We start from the raw sequence: 13157 nt of genomic DNA, 5'->3' as shown, positions 1-13157 counted from the left end.
CATCGGTCGGCCTTTTTGTCGGTTCGATGACCTCAGCGTCGGGATCGACGGGAAAAGGTCTTGACCGGCTTTGGGATGCAGGAGGGATGATGTGTGGATTTGCACCCCTGTTCGTCCCATGCGCGTGAGGTCCTGCAAGAGCATCCTGGATTACCCGTGTCGCCTTGGCGAGGTTGAAGGCGCGCGTGGATGCTGCCGCCCGACGCATTGCTGCTAAGAAATCCACGTTCATGGAAGATATCCTTGTTGGTAGGGCCGCTGCCCTAGCGAATGCGCTCGGACAGTGCTGACTTCAGTTCGGCACTGGCGTGAAGCGCGCCCAGCACGGTGATCGATTCGATCGTTGCAAGGGCAAGCTCGGCCGAGACATCAGTCGCGATGCGGGCCAGTCCGACTATCTTGATATCGAGCCGCTCTCCGGCTGCCTTCACAGCTTCCAGATCCGCTCTGGTATAGTCGCGAAGCCCCAGCTCGAGAGTGTGCCGGACGATCGATTGAGCGACCGCCTCACGCTCGATGGCAAGCTGGTTTCGGATGGCCGTGCGGATGAAATCCGTGCGATTGGAATAGAAGCCTTCCTGCACGAGAAGGTCGATACGGCCGAGATCGACATAGCCGAGATTGATCGTGATTTTTTCGGAATCGCCGCCCTTGTCGCGAAGCCTATGAACATTGTCTTGCATAGCGCATCTCCATCCGCAAGGATGGTATATGGATGGTTCTGGGATGCTTTTCAAGTCTTGTGGCAAAGATTCGGCGTAGTCTCTATGCTGTCGGCAAGTCAATGGGCCAGATCAGGCATGCGGTCGGCAGCAATGTCGTTGATCCCAAGCTTCTCACCTCTGCCGAAGGGCTGTGAATAGGAGATATCTGCGTCGCCAGGAGATCATGAGGCGATCTTGGAGCTGTCAAAGAAGGGAACCTCAATTCGGCAAATTGTCCGGCAAACCGGTCAAGGCCGGAAGCCTGCGCAGCACGCGTGGTTGATGCGGCCGCGGAACTTCAGAATGCTGTGGCGGCGCGCAACGCCGGCCTACCGGAGCCTGAGCACATCGTATTCCGCGTCGGGATCAATCTGGGCGATGTGGCGTTGGTGGATGCCGATGTCTATGGCGATGGAGTGAATGTCGCCGCCCGGCTGGAGCAGTTGGCTGAGCCGGGCGGCGTAGTGGTGTCGGGAACGGCATACGACCATCTCCAGGGCAAGATCGACTGGTCGCTCGATTTTGCCGGCGAGCAGCAAGTCAAGAACATCAGCCGTCCGGTGCGGATGTATCGGCTGAGACTCGACGGCAGGCAGGCGCGTCGATCGCTCCTCGAATTGATACCGCGCTGGGGCAAAATGACTACGGCGTCAATCGCGGCGCTTGCACTGGCGGTCGGCGGGGTCTGGTGGTTTTTGCTGCCCGAGCCTTTGAGCGGCAAGCCGTCGGTGGCGGTGCTGCCTTTCGACAACTATGCCATACACCTCAGCTCGCACTGGATTTCCAGATCGACAGTGCCGCCCTGGCCTATCCGTTTTCCTACGATCCGGACGAGGTTCCCGATCTCCAGCCGGCAATGCAGCGTCACTACGCCGATCCGGACGCTTGGACGCTGGGCACGCCAGTTCGTCCGTTACGGCCAGCCGACGGAAACGGGCCACCTGCTGATGACACTCTGTTATGCCGTCCGCGAGAGCTTTTCATACGCGCGTCGCCTCGAACACGGAACGCAGACGCCGGTGCAGACCCTTTCATTACGCTCAGGCTCGTGTCGCGACTTTGCCCTGCTGATGATGGAAGCGGCCCGTTAGCTCGGGCTCGCCGCGCGTTTCGTCACCGGCTACATCTATGTCGCCGATCGGGATGGCAGCGCCAAGCTTGGGGGAGGCTCTACCCACGCCTGGTGCCAGATCTATCTTCCCGGAGCCGGCTGGACGGAGTTCGATCCGACCAACGGCATTGTCGGCAATCGAGACCTTGTTCGCGTTGCCGTTGCCCGTGATCCCAGCCAGGCGGTGCCACTGAGCGGCAGCTACAATGGCATTCGTTCCGATTTCGATGGAATGACAGTGCAGGTCAACGTCACGACCCGATAAACCGGCAACGGAACAGGCTTGCGGGAACTCCGCGTTGCCATCCACGCTTCGCAACAGCCCTCCGTGCATGCCCGACCTCAAACAAGGAATTCAGGATGAAAATACGCGCCGGATTTCACATAGGATATGAGTGCACGCAGCCCACCCCGATGCTACTTGTGCTGAACATCCATCCCTCCTGCCGTGTCGATCTTCTCGGCGATCAGGTTTTGAACTTTGACAGGCAGATCGAAGCCTGGCATTACACCGATGTGTTCGGCAATTCCTGCAGCCGCATCGTCGCGCCGCCGGGGCTAACGACGATCTCCACGGAATTCGAGATTTACGACAGCGGTCAGCCGAATATCGTCCCGGAAGGCGCCTTTCAGCATGCGATCAACGACCTACCGGACGAGGTTCTGGTCTTCCTGCTCGGCAGCCGCTATTGCGATACCGACAGGCTCGGCGATTTCGCGTGGGCGCGATTTTCCAAGACGCCGTTCGGATGGCAGCGTGTGCAGGCCATCTGCGACTTCGTCCATAGTCACATCACGCTCAACTAAATGAAGGCCGATCCGCTTCGCACGGCACATGGCGGATTCACCGACAAGACCGGCGTTTGCCGGGACTTCGCCCATCTCGCCATTGCGCTGTGCCGTTGCATGAATATCCCGGCGCGATATTGTACCGGCTATCTCGGCTATCTCGGCTATCTCGGCTGTCTCGGCGATATCGGCGTGCCGGCCGATCCCAATCCCATGGATTTCAGCGCCTGGTTCCAGGTCTATCTCGGAGGACACTGGCATACGGTGGATGCCCGTCACAACAAGCCACGCATCGGGCGAATTCTGATGGCGACCGGCCGTGACGCGACGGATGTCGCCCTTTCGACGGCTTTCGGACCGACAACGCTTGCCCGTTTTGAGGTGATTACCAAAGAAACGCAGCAGGGCTGAATTGAAGCAGGGGACAACATGCCATCCGAACCACCATCGCCGCGTCTGGCCGTTCTGATCGACGCAGACAACACATCCGCGAAAATTGCCGACGGCCTTTTTGAAGAGGTTGCCAAGATCGGCGAGGCAAGCGTGCGCCGCATCTACGGTGATTTTTCGGGTACGCGCTCGCGGGGCTGGGCCGCGATCCTCGCAAAGCACGCGATCATTCCGCAGCAGCAATTTGCCTACACGACAGGCAAGAATGTGTCCGACATCACGCTTGTCATCGATGTGATGGACCTGCTGCACAGCGGGCGTTTCGACGGCTTTTGCCTGGTTTCGTCCGGCTCGCGGCAAGCATCCGCGAACAGGGCATCGATGTTTTGGGTTCGGGGAGCAGAAAACGCCAGAGAGTTTTCGCCAGGCGTGCCGACGCTTCATCTATACCGAGAACCTCTTGCCGGGAATGATCAAGGAGGAATGCGATACTGCCACGAGCGACAAACCGCTGCAGTCACCGGATACGGCCAGGCTGCTGATAGAGAGGGTCTTGGCTCAGGAGGATGCGGATGACGGCTGGATTAGCCTCGGCACGGTCGGCAAGCAGCTTCTCAATCTGGCACCGGATTTCGATCCGCGGACATTCGGCTTCAAGAAATTGCGCGACCTCGTCCGCAAAACGGGACACTTCGACATCGAACGAACCGAAGGCAGCCCTCTCAGGATTCGCATCAGGCAGAAGCCGAGTGTCGAGGGGAGCAAAGAGAGGACGCTCCCGCAACTCTGCAAAAAGCCCTGCCGCGGAATAACCTCGTTCATCCGCGATGACCGGCTGGGGCATATCGCGCGAAAATGTGCAGCGGTTTCGATAACGACATGCGCAGAAACAAAGATCTAAAGCGTGCCAAGCGAATCTGAAAGATCGCGAGGCCTTCGATCGCCCGCTATTGGGCGGGCCGCAAGTCGGCGGCATCACGAAACGAGATCAGGCGTCGGTCCTGCTCGTCCCAGAGAACCAGCTTTACACAGCGCAGGCTCTCCATCAGGGTAATGCGGCCGACGCTGGCCAGTTCGGGATGATCCCTCAGCACTTCCGGAAGCCTGTAGTAAGGCACCCTGCTTGACAGGTGATGAACGTGATGGATGCCGACATTGCCGGTGATCCAGCGAAGTGCGAGCGGCAGATCGTAATGCGACGCGCCATGAAGGGCCGCATATGAAAACTGCCATTCGGGCTCATTCGACCAATGGGTTTCCTCGAACTGGTGCTGCACGTAGAAAAGCCATATTCCTGCGGCTCCGGCCAGCAGGGCGATCGGCAAATGCACCACTAGGAAGGGCGGTATTCCGATTGCCCACATCAGTGTCGCGGAGATCACAGCGATCGCCAGATTTGTCGCCATGGTGGATATCCAGGGCAGTGAACCGGCTCGCATCATGCCGAAGGGCAGCCGCTGCTTGAACAGGAACAGCCACGCCGGACCGATGCCGAACATGATCGCCGGGTGCCGGTAGAGTCGGTAGATAAGCCGCCCGGACCATGGCAGGGCTTTATATTCCAATAGCGTTAATGTGGTTATGTCGCCGACGCCGCGATCGTCGAGATTGCCGGCCGAGGCGTGATGCTCAGCATGGGCCCGACGCCAATAATCATAGGGCGTCAGCGTCAGGACACCGATCACGCGGCCCGTCCAGTCGTCGGCGCGTCGATGCGCGAAGAAGGAACCATGGCCGCAATCGTGCTGGATCATGAACAGACGCAGCAGGAAGGCGGCTGCCGGAGCGATCAGGATCAGGCCGGGCCAGAAGCCGTAGTGAACCGACGCCCATGCACCGGCCCAGAAAAGCGCGAACGGGATGGCGGTCACCGTAAGCTCGAAGACGCTGCGTTTGAGATGAGGCTGACGATATCTGGCAAGGATCTTGAGCCATGCCCTTTCGTCGGCAAGGGGAGGGTTCAGGTCGCGGTCGATAGGCTCGATCAATGAACAACTCCACGTATGGCAATGAATGCCGAGAAAGCGAGGGCCATCACCACGGCGGATCTGATGAGGAACAGCGGATAGTCGAAGCGATAGATCGCATGAAGAGTGTTCGTCATTGCTGGATCTCCTGGGTTTCGGAACATGTCCGCTCATGGCGCTAGCTCGGCGAGAGCGCCCGGCGCCTTGGCGCTATTGCCTTTGGCTTCACTTCTTGTATCTGCCGCCCTGCGGGCTGCTTTTCGAGGCATCCTTGATCTGGTTTGCGAAGCTTGCCTCCACCTTCGTCGGCGCCTTTTCCTGTTTCGGCTTCCGCATCTCGCGGTTGCCTCTCATTTGTCCTTTGGCCATTGGGGTGATCCTTTGATCGTTGAACTTGATAGAGCCGGCCTCGCGATAGGGGGCCCGGTTGAATAAATAGGCAGGCCGAAACTCCTGCATGCGCTCAAATGAGACGGTCGTCGTCAGTCGTTCCGCATGCCCGGCGACGTTTGGCCCCTATACTTGTCTCGCCATTCTCTTCTTTCGCAGAATCGCGGACCGCTCCGTGCGATTGGTTCCGGCTTCCTTCGGCGACGACTGTGGATCGAGCTTCTCGAAAGGGATCGCTTGTTAGTCTCTCCTGCTCTCATAGATTGTAGAGCGCTCCACTCAAGCATGGGAGAGCGCTCTGGGAACTGGTTCCTACGAAGAGAGAGCCGTGGCGCAGCCCTGAACACCGCGGCTGTCAGCTGTCGTCTGTCCCGGCATGGTCGCCCAGCCGCCGGCCTCGACGAATTGACGCTTCTTGTAGCTATCGGTTATCGCCTTGAACTCTACCAGTTTCGCGGCGGCATCCGGCGCCGCGTTGAACCGCTCGACGCAGACGGCAGATGCCAGTTCCCCGCGTGCATTGTCGCCCGCGGTTGCTGCCGCTGTACGCGACGTGCCGCCCGTCACCCAGCCGCCCCAGTTGAATCCGATGATTATCGTTGCGACCGCGGTGACGACGCAAGCCCATACGAGAATCGTCTTGGATGGCTGGTAGCTTTCGAACCGCTGCGCGATCGACGTCTTGCTGTTGCTCTGCATGGCCATTGAAATTCTCCCTGTCCGTTGTCTTCGGGTTCCACCCTTCGGCCACCCTGGCCGAACGGTTCAAGCACTGCCTTCAATATCCCATGCCGCCCATGGCTTCGGCTCCGCCCCTGTGGGCGGGTTCTCTGGCGGGAATATCCGCGATCATGGCTTCAGCGGTGATCAGAAGTGCCGCGATCGAGCCCGCGTCCCGCAAAGCGGTTCGTACGACCTTGGCGGGATCGACGATGCCGGCCTCGATCATATCGACATAGGTTTCCGTCTGCGCGTCGAAGCCCTGATTGTGATCCTTGCTGTAGACGAGTTGCCCGATAACGATCGAGCCTTCGACACCGGCGTTGTCGGCAATCTGCCGGATCGGAGCCTCGAGCGCCCTGCGCACGATCGAGATGCCCGCCGTCACGTCGGCGTTCTCGCCGTTGAGCCCCGCCAGGACCGATCTCGCACGCAGCAACGCCACACCGCCGCCGGGAACGATGCCTTCCTCGACCGCCGCACGCGTGGCGTTCAGAGCATCGTCGATGCGGTCCTTCTTTTCCTTGACTTCGATCTCGGTCGCACCACCGACGCGGATCACCGCAACGCCGCCTGTGAGTTTCGCCAGGCGCTCCCGCAGCTTTTCCTTGTCGTAGTCGGATGTCGTCTCCTCGATCTGCCCCTTGATGTGCTGGATGCGTGCCTGGATGGCCGCCTTGTCGCCGGAGCCGTCGATAATCGTGGTCGTGTCCTTCTCGATCAGCACGCGCCTGGCGCGGCCGAGCATATCAAGCGTGACGTTCTCCAGCTTGATGCCGAGATCCTCGGAGATCATCTGGCCGGCCGTCAGAACGGCAATATCCTCCAGCATGGCCTTGCGGCGATCGCCGAAGCCTGGTGCCTTGACGGCGGCGACCTTCAGGCCTCCCCGCAGCTTGTTGACGACCAGCGTCGCCAGAGCCTCGCCTTCGACATCTTCGGAGATAATCAGCAATGGCTTGCCGCTCTGCACCACGGCCTCGAGGATCGGCAGCATTGCCTGGAGGTTGCCGAGCTTCTTCTCGTGGATGAGGATATAGGGATCCTCCAGCTCCACGCGCATCTTCTCCGCATTGGTCACGAAGTAGGGCGAGAGATAGCCGCGGTCGAACTGCATGCCCTCGACGACATCGAGTTCGGTGTCGGCCGTCTTGGCCTCTTCGACGGTGATCACACCTTCGTTGCCGACCTTGTCCATCGCCTTTGCGATCATCTCGCCGACGCTGGCGTCGCCATTGGCGGCAATTGTGCCGACCTGCGCGATCTCGCTCGAGGACTTGACCTTGGTGGCGCGCGCCTTGATTTCCGCAAGCACGGCGGTGACGCCGAGGTCGATGCCGCGCTTGAGGTCCATGGGGTTCATTCCGGCGGCAACCAGCTTGGCGCCCTCGCGAAAGATGGAGGCAGCAAGCACGGTCGCGGTCGTGGTGCCGTCGCCGGCGATGTCGTTGGTCTTCGACGCCACCTCGCGCACCATCTGCGCGCCCATGTTCTCGAACTTGTCGGCAAGTTCGATTTCCTTGGCGACGGAGACGCCGTCCTTGGTGATGCGCGGCGCGCCATAGGACCTGTCGATGACGACATTGCGGCCCTTGGGGCCGAGTGTCACCTTGACGGCGTTGTTAAGCAATTCCACGCCGCGAAGCAGTCGGTCACGGGCGTCGGTGGAGAAGATGATTTCCTTGGCAGACATGGTCTGGTCCAGTTCGGTCTTGAGATAAGGGAGCGGAATTCGGCCGATCAGGCAGCCTTGTCGGAGGTCGCGGCGGTCTTCTCAACGATGCCCATGATGTCGGCTTCCTTCATGATCAGAAGGTCTTCGCCATCGATCTTGACCTCGGTTCCGGACCATTTTCCGAACAGGATCAGGTCGCCGGCCTTCACGGCTAGCGGGAACAGCTTGCCGCTTTCGTCACGCAGGCCGGGGCCGACGGCGATCACTTCGCCTTCCTGGGGTTTTTCCTTGGCGGTGTCGGGAATGATGATCCCGCCCGTGGATTTGGTATCACGTTCGGCGCGTCGAATAACGACGCGGTCGTGGAGCGGGCGGAATGTCATGAGAGATCTTTCTGCTGCCGGCGCATAGGGCGGCTGCAGCTAATAAATAGCACCGATGGCACTCGATTGATAGGAGTGCCAAGAAATATTATTGGGGCACCGAAATTGTACGAAAATAATATCTGTAATCACTTAAATTAAGTCCGATAACTTCGGCGATAATTATGGAAATTACTACAGGAGTTAATGATTTTATATCTTAATTAACTGGATATTTTTCTGAAGAAGGCCGGAAAAAACTTAATGGCCTTGATTGAGGCTCAATCAGGGAGTAGAGATACATCTCGTTGATTTGGCCTATCTGGCTTCGCGGTGTCAGAGACTACGACCCGCCATACACTCCGAATTCTCGAAAGCGAATGCATGACCCGTTTCGGGGCGCATGTCGCCGTGTTCGAATTGGAATGAACTCGTGTGTTGACCGCGGATGTACCTGCAGCCCCGGGATCGTGTCGGTTCGAATGTGAATGATAGGGAAACCGCATCCGTGTGTTTCCCAGGGAGACCTGCCATCATGAACAGTCGCACCACGCAGACCATCGTTCGCTTTTCTTCTCCATTCCTGCTGCCAGGCTTCGAAGCGCCGCAGCCGGCCGGAGACTATCGCATCGATTACGACGAGGAGCCGCTCGAAGGTGTCTTCCGGCTAGCATGGCGACGCATCGCCGCCTTCATCTACCTGCCGGCGATTGCCATACAGGCTTCGGCGCAAAAGATGGTGCCGATCAATATATCGGACCTTGATACCATCCTGGAAAAGGACCAACAGCAATCATGACCACACCAGTTATTCTACAGCGCAATGGCCGACCGATCCCCCGCGCCGCAGCGACACATATCTTCGCGGTGGGACAGTCCGTTCAGCTTAAGGGCGGTTTCCGCATATTCCCTTCCAGGTCGACGGACATCTATCGTGTCACCGGCACATTGCCGGCGAGGGGGAACATGCTGCAATACCGCATTCGCAACGAAGACGAGCGCCATGAACGGGTGACGACGGAGGATACTCTGGAGACGGTGCCAATGTTGGCCGGCGGCAGCGCGACCCTCATGGAGAAAACATTCGGCCACGGCTGACGGACGGAACGCAAAAGGATCAGAATCATGACCATCGAAAACGACAAGATCGAACGACGACCGGATGCCATGGCGCTCGGCAGATGGGAAAACGAGGGCGGCGCTCTCTGCCACGATTCGATGGACATCCAATATGGCCGGCGCATCGAGCCCGACCGCTCCTGGACGGTCTATCATGTCTTCACCGGCATTCCGGCGCGAACAGATGGCCAGACTCTGACCGGCATGAGCCGATCGGACGCGACCAAGGGCATGCTGTCTCTCAACCTTGTCAATACCGGACGCCGCAGGGAACGGACCAGACTTTCGCAACTCGCCCCGAAAACGCAGGAAACGACAGCGGGCCGATCATGACCCTTGCCTTCCCCAACCCGAGCCGCAGCTTCGACGCCGTCAGAAACGCGGTCCGCTTCATCGGCCATGACGGGATGTTCGAGGTTCTCTTCTTCGTGGAGATCGACGCCCTCGCAAAATCCGATACCGAACTGCACAGGACGCGTGCTTCGGAAACAAGATGCCTTTCAGCCTTTGACGCCTTCCGCGCCACCATCCAGGAGGTCGCCCGCAAGGTCTACTCCCACCGCCGTGCCACCTCCGTTACTCTGACAGCGGCGGATTTTCGCTAATCGGGCGCGAAATGGACGGAGCTTGTCAGACTATGCCGAGTGCGGAGGTGGGAGAAGATATTCCGTCATCCACAGCGCATCTCTTTTTGCGTTGGCGCAACGTGAAAATTGTCGCCGCATAGCTCGATTGATTACAGCATTGAGAATTACAAGTCTGTGTGCCATCAGGCCCGCGACTATATCCAGATGCCAGCCTTCGATGCGTTCACGGATGATGCTTCCTATGTCGCAGTACTCAGTCACGAGATGACGCATTGGACGGCATCGCCACACCGGCTCGATCGCGACCTCAGCCGCTATGCAAAGGACAGGAGCGAACGCGCCCGCGAGGAGCTGATTGCCGAACTCGGCAGCTGCTTCCTCTGCGCCGATCTCGGTATCGTCCCTGAACTTCAGCCACGCCCGGATCATGCGAGCTATCTCGCCGGCTGGCTCGAGGTTCTCGGTCGCGACAGGCGGGCGATCTTCACTGCCGCCGCCCACGCACAGCGCGCCGTCGACTACCTGCATCATCTGCAGCCTCATGTCGACGCTGATCATGACGATGACGGCACTGACGACCACGAGGCGGCGGCGTAAGCCGCCGTCTCTTCCACCATCAGTCGCCACCATCAGTCTCCAGCATCACTCGCGCGCTCTCGCGAACAATCCGGCAAATTCCCGATCGGCAAAATAGCGCAGCTTCCTCGCCGTGATCGGGCGCTGGCCGGCAAGGAACAGCAGTTCGGTATCGCCGGGAAGATGGCGCACCTCGTCCGGTGTCAGGAGCGGGCGCCCGACATGCTGTCCGGCAAGAGTGAGGCCGGTCTTTTCTGGATCGAGGGCACGGGCGGCCGTCTGGAAGACGACGGTCTGCTGGCCAAGCAGGTTAGAGACGAGGCGGGCACTGTCGTGATCGTTGACGCCAAAGACCTGCAGCACGCCGGCATTCGACAGGAAGGTGCCGGCGCGCTGACCATAGGTGGCGCGCAGCTGATGGATGTCCTGTATGATCGGCCAGAGCTGCACGCCATAGCCGGCCATCAGGCCCATGGCGCGCTCGATCGGCGCCAGATGACCGAGGGATGCGAACTCGTCGAGCAGATAGAGAACCGGCGGGCGGGAGGGAGCCGATGATGCTCCTGATGATGTCCCCACTGATGCCCCCGACGGACCGGTGGTGCGCGCCATCTCGGTGAGGCTCTGGGCGATCAGCAGACGCAGCCATCTGGAATAGACCGCAAGCCTGTCCGGCGGCAGGACCAGGAACACCGTTGCCCTGGTTTGCTTCAGATCGCTGAACCGGAAACCGGATCGAGCCAGCACCTTCGTCATGCGCGGACTGTCGAGGAAATGCGTGTGCCGCTGGGCGGCAGAAAGCACGCCGCTCGCCTCGCGTTCCGATTTGCTCAGATGCCGGTTGGCGGCACGCGCCACCAATCCGTCGATGGCCTCACTCCCCTGCATCTCCTCGAGCACGGTGCGGAAGCGATCCGGCGCCAGGGTCAGATAGTGCCTGAGCGTCGAGAGCGTGCGCCGCTCAGCCGGTTGGCTGGCAACGACATGGAGAAGCAGCCCTGATATCAGCGCCTTTGCCTCCTCGTTCCAGTGGGCGTCACCCGACAGACCCGGCGCGTCGAACACCAGCGCATCGGCAAGCGTCGAGATATCCTCGGCAACATCGATGCTGTCTGGATCGCAGCCGTCGAGGGGGTTGAAGGCGGACGGGACGTGGCCCGTCACGGCAAACGGATCGAGAATATGGACCGGCCCGAAGTGCCGGCGCGCATCGCCTGTGATGATGGCGTTCTCGCCCTTCGGGTCGATGCAGATGATCGAGCGGTTAGCTGTCAGCAGATTGGGAATGATCGTGCCGACACCCTTGCCGCTGCGCGTCGGCGCCATGGTCAGGAGATGGGCCGGTCCGTCATAGCGCAGCAGCCGCCCGGAGTTTTGCGCACGACCGATCAGCAGACCGCTGGTTGACGTGGCGAGTGCCGCGACCTCCCGCCTTCCGGCAAAGCGGGCCGAGCCATGCGTGGCATCGTTCGCCGGCCCAAAGTGCAGGATCAGCGGCGCGGATAACATCCGAAGCAGCAGGACGACGGCGAAGGCGGAGAACATCCAGTTGCCGATCATCCAGATTAGATCGCCCTTGCTGCTGCCGAGGATCTCGCGGGTGAGATAGTCCATCCCAAAGCCGACGGCGAACACGACGAATGCATAGCCCGCCGCATGCATGAAGAACGACCTGGCATATCGAAGCGGAAACCGAACCAGAGCAACGACGGCCCATAGCGGATCACGCATGGCCATGCGCATCATGTTGGCAAAGGCCGCCCTGACGAGACGAAGCCAGTTCATCGATTGGCCTCGCGATGAGCATCGGCATCATCGGCACCATCGCTCGCGGCTCGGTCGTCGCCCTGCGGCGTCAGCAGATCGTTGAACAGGCTTCGATCTGCGTCGCGCAGCAGAAACTTCGGCAGTTCGCGCCGCAGCCATGCAGCGAGCTCGCGCGCAAACGGTGCGCCGCCCTCATGCGCGAGGCGATGCAGCACCAGCGCGCCGATCAGGATCTTGCGGCGCGTGTCGATGGCGCGCTCCTGTTTGCCAAGCCGCATCTGCAACGTCTTCTTCTGCGCCTCCAGCCGGGCCAACCGCTCGCCGATGGTCCTTCGTGCCATGTGGTTCTTCTCCCTTGTCGGGCCCTGCGTGTCGGGCCGCGCGCCTGTCCTGTGATCAATCCGAACTGCCGTCGCGGCATTGACGGCTGCACCGGCGCCCATGCTGCCCGCAGCCACGCCACTCGACCACTCGCAGATCTGCGAGTGGCGAGAACAGTCTGTCCGGGCGAGGAAGGCAGACGACGATTGCGGCTTGCTCCCACCAGGGCCGGAGGCGCGCAGTCGACGAAGGCACAAGGGCGCACTTACGAGTTGCCGGGCAACTCGGTGCGCGGACCGGCAGGTCCGCTAACCAGGGGGAGGGGAAGGGCGATGGCGATCTATCATCTCAGCATGAAGCCGGTCGCCCGCAGCAGCGGACGCAGTGCCGTGGCGTCCGCCGCCTATCGTGCCGCCGAGCGGCTGACCAACGCCCGCGATGGGCTGACCCATGACTTCTCCAACCGTCAGGGCGTCGAACATGCCGAGATCGTCCTGCCGGAAGGTGTCAGTGCCGCATGGGCGAGGAACCGTTCGGCACTATGGAATGCCGCCGAGCGGGCGGAGAAGCGCAGTGATGCCCGTGTTGCCCGCGAGTTCGAGGTGGCGCTGCCGCACGAGCTCAGTGCAGACCAGCGCCTGGCGCTGACGCGAGCCTTCGCCCGGCATCTGGCCGATCG

General features: G+C 60.5%; 14 protein-coding genes and 4 pseudogenes. 10 read left to right on the top strand and 8 right to left on the bottom strand.

Going from position 1 to position 13157, the window contains the following annotated elements; translation table 11 throughout:
* Window positions 1–263: 263 nt before the first annotated feature.
* Entirely contained in the window at window positions 264–683 is a 420-nt protein-coding gene (locus EV286_RS30335) for a CopG family transcriptional regulator (RefSeq protein WP_132960977.1), read from the bottom strand.
* Between the two features lie 296 nt (window positions 684–979).
* Here EV286_RS30335 and EV286_RS32200 point away from each other — a divergent pair.
* The 4 pseudogenes from EV286_RS32200 to EV286_RS30315 form a co-directional block, all read left to right on the top strand.
* Window positions 980–1459, top strand: a pseudogene (locus EV286_RS32200) (adenylate/guanylate cyclase domain-containing protein); the annotation flags it as partial.
* A pseudogene (locus EV286_RS30325) lies at window positions 1456–2080 on the top strand (transglutaminase family protein); the annotation flags it as partial. The pseudogenes EV286_RS32200 and EV286_RS30325, both read left to right, overlap by 4 nt.
* Before the next feature lie 95 nt (window positions 2081–2175).
* A pseudogene (locus tag EV286_RS30320) lies at window positions 2176–3015 on the top strand (transglutaminase family protein).
* Between the two features lie 18 nt (window positions 3016–3033).
* Window positions 3034–3745 (top strand): annotated as a pseudogene (locus tag EV286_RS30315) (NYN domain-containing protein); the annotation flags it as partial.
* A 196-nt stretch (window positions 3746–3941) separates the two neighbouring features.
* Here the strand turns inward: EV286_RS30315 and EV286_RS30310 are convergent.
* From EV286_RS30310 to EV286_RS30295, 5 genes are all read right to left on the bottom strand, one after another.
* Window positions 3942–4982, bottom strand: a complete 1041-nt coding sequence (locus tag EV286_RS30310; RefSeq protein WP_132960976.1) for a fatty acid desaturase — start codon at window positions 4980–4982, stop codon at window positions 3942–3944.
* Between the two features lie 204 nt (window positions 4983–5186).
* Window positions 5187–5330 carry a hypothetical protein gene (locus tag EV286_RS32195; RefSeq protein ID WP_165932996.1) on the bottom strand — a complete coding sequence of 48 codons (144 nt, stop codon included), beginning with the start codon at window positions 5328–5330 and terminating at the stop codon, window positions 5187–5189.
* Between the two features lie 333 nt (window positions 5331–5663).
* On the bottom strand, window positions 5664–6056 hold the full coding sequence (locus EV286_RS30305; protein ID WP_132960975.1) for a hypothetical protein: 393 nt from the start codon (window positions 6054–6056) through the stop codon (window positions 5664–5666).
* Window positions 6057–6129: 73 nt separating this feature from the next.
* The gene (gene groL / locus EV286_RS30300; RefSeq protein ID WP_132960974.1) at window positions 6130–7764 is read right to left on the bottom strand and encodes a chaperonin GroEL; all 1635 of its coding nucleotides are present in this window, start codon (window positions 7762–7764) and stop codon (window positions 6130–6132) included.
* Between the two features lie 47 nt (window positions 7765–7811).
* Window positions 7812–8129, bottom strand: coding sequence for a co-chaperone GroES (locus EV286_RS30295; protein ID WP_132960973.1), 318 nt, complete (start codon window positions 8127–8129; stop codon window positions 7812–7814).
* A 514-nt stretch (window positions 8130–8643) separates the two neighbouring features.
* Between EV286_RS30295 and EV286_RS30290 the strand changes: the two genes are divergently transcribed.
* From EV286_RS30290 to EV286_RS30270, 5 genes are all read left to right on the top strand, one after another.
* A complete protein-coding gene (locus EV286_RS30290) occupies window positions 8644–8907 on the top strand; it encodes a hypothetical protein (RefSeq protein ID WP_132960972.1) in 264 nt (87 codons plus the stop codon).
* On the top strand, window positions 8904–9206 hold the full coding sequence (locus EV286_RS30285) for a hypothetical protein (protein ID WP_132960971.1): 303 nt from the start codon (window positions 8904–8906) through the stop codon (window positions 9204–9206). The genes EV286_RS30290 and EV286_RS30285 overlap by 4 nt, the downstream gene beginning before the upstream one ends.
* Before the next feature lie 27 nt (window positions 9207–9233).
* Window positions 9234–9560, top strand: a complete 327-nt coding sequence (locus EV286_RS30280; RefSeq protein WP_132960970.1) for a hypothetical protein — start codon at window positions 9234–9236, stop codon at window positions 9558–9560.
* Window positions 9557–9832, top strand: coding sequence for a DUF1488 domain-containing protein (locus EV286_RS30275; protein ID WP_132960969.1), 276 nt, complete (start codon window positions 9557–9559; stop codon window positions 9830–9832). The genes EV286_RS30280 and EV286_RS30275 overlap by 4 nt, the downstream gene beginning before the upstream one ends.
* Before the next feature lie 126 nt (window positions 9833–9958).
* Complete coding sequence (locus tag EV286_RS30270; protein WP_165932999.1) at window positions 9959–10411, top strand: zincin-like metallopeptidase domain-containing protein; 453 nt, start codon at window positions 9959–9961, stop codon at window positions 10409–10411.
* A 45-nt stretch (window positions 10412–10456) separates the two neighbouring features.
* Here the strand turns inward: EV286_RS30270 and EV286_RS30265 are convergent, their stop codons facing one another.
* Both EV286_RS30265 and EV286_RS30260 read right to left on the bottom strand, forming a co-directional pair.
* Window positions 10457–12175: a type IV secretory system conjugative DNA transfer family protein gene (locus EV286_RS30265; RefSeq protein WP_132960968.1), complete on the bottom strand. Its 1719-nt coding sequence runs from the start codon at window positions 12173–12175 to the stop codon at window positions 10457–10459.
* A complete protein-coding gene (locus tag EV286_RS30260; protein WP_132960967.1) occupies window positions 12172–12498 on the bottom strand; it encodes a mobilization protein in 327 nt (108 codons plus the stop codon). The genes EV286_RS30265 and EV286_RS30260 overlap by 4 nt, the downstream gene beginning before the upstream one ends.
* Window positions 12499–12810: 312 nt before the next feature.
* On the opposite strand from EV286_RS30260, the gene EV286_RS30255 reads away from it, so the two are divergent.
* Window positions 12811–13157, top strand: a 347-nt coding sequence (locus EV286_RS30255; protein ID WP_165932995.1) for a MobA/MobL family protein, incomplete at its 3' end; no start/stop codon positions are given.

It is taken from the genome of Rhizobium sp. BK251 (genome assembly GCF_004345245.1).
Classification (GTDB): domain Bacteria; phylum Pseudomonadota; class Alphaproteobacteria; order Rhizobiales; family Rhizobiaceae; genus Rhizobium.
This window is presented reverse-complemented; position numbering and strand designations above follow the sequence as displayed.

Coding starts and splice junctions, on each gene's coding strand:
- EV286_RS30260 (WP_132960967.1), bottom strand. CDS start 12,498: ATGGCACGAAGGACCATCGGCGAGCGGTTGGCCCGGCTGGAGGCGCAG.
- EV286_RS30275 (WP_132960969.1), top strand. CDS start 9,557: ATGACCCTTGCCTTCCCCAACCCGAGCCGCAGCTTCGACGCCGTCAGA.
- EV286_RS32195 (WP_165932996.1), bottom strand. CDS start 5,330: ATGGCCAAAGGACAAATGAGAGGCAACCGCGAGATGCGGAAGCCGAAA.
- EV286_RS30265 (WP_132960968.1), bottom strand. CDS start 12,175: ATGAACTGGCTTCGTCTCGTCAGGGCGGCCTTTGCCAACATGATGCGC.
- groL (WP_132960974.1), bottom strand. CDS start 7,764: ATGTCTGCCAAGGAAATCATCTTCTCCACCGACGCCCGTGACCGACTG.
- EV286_RS30285 (WP_132960971.1), top strand. CDS start 8,904: ATGACCACACCAGTTATTCTACAGCGCAATGGCCGACCGATCCCCCGC.
- EV286_RS30305 (WP_132960975.1), bottom strand. CDS start 6,056: ATGGCCATGCAGAGCAACAGCAAGACGTCGATCGCGCAGCGGTTCGAA.
- EV286_RS30280 (WP_132960970.1), top strand. CDS start 9,234: ATGACCATCGAAAACGACAAGATCGAACGACGACCGGATGCCATGGCG.
- EV286_RS30290 (WP_132960972.1), top strand. CDS start 8,644: ATGAACAGTCGCACCACGCAGACCATCGTTCGCTTTTCTTCTCCATTC.
- EV286_RS30295 (WP_132960973.1), bottom strand. CDS start 8,129: ATGACATTCCGCCCGCTCCACGACCGCGTCGTTATTCGACGCGCCGAA.
- EV286_RS30335 (WP_132960977.1), bottom strand. CDS start 683: ATGCAAGACAATGTTCATAGGCTTCGCGACAAGGGCGGCGATTCCGAA.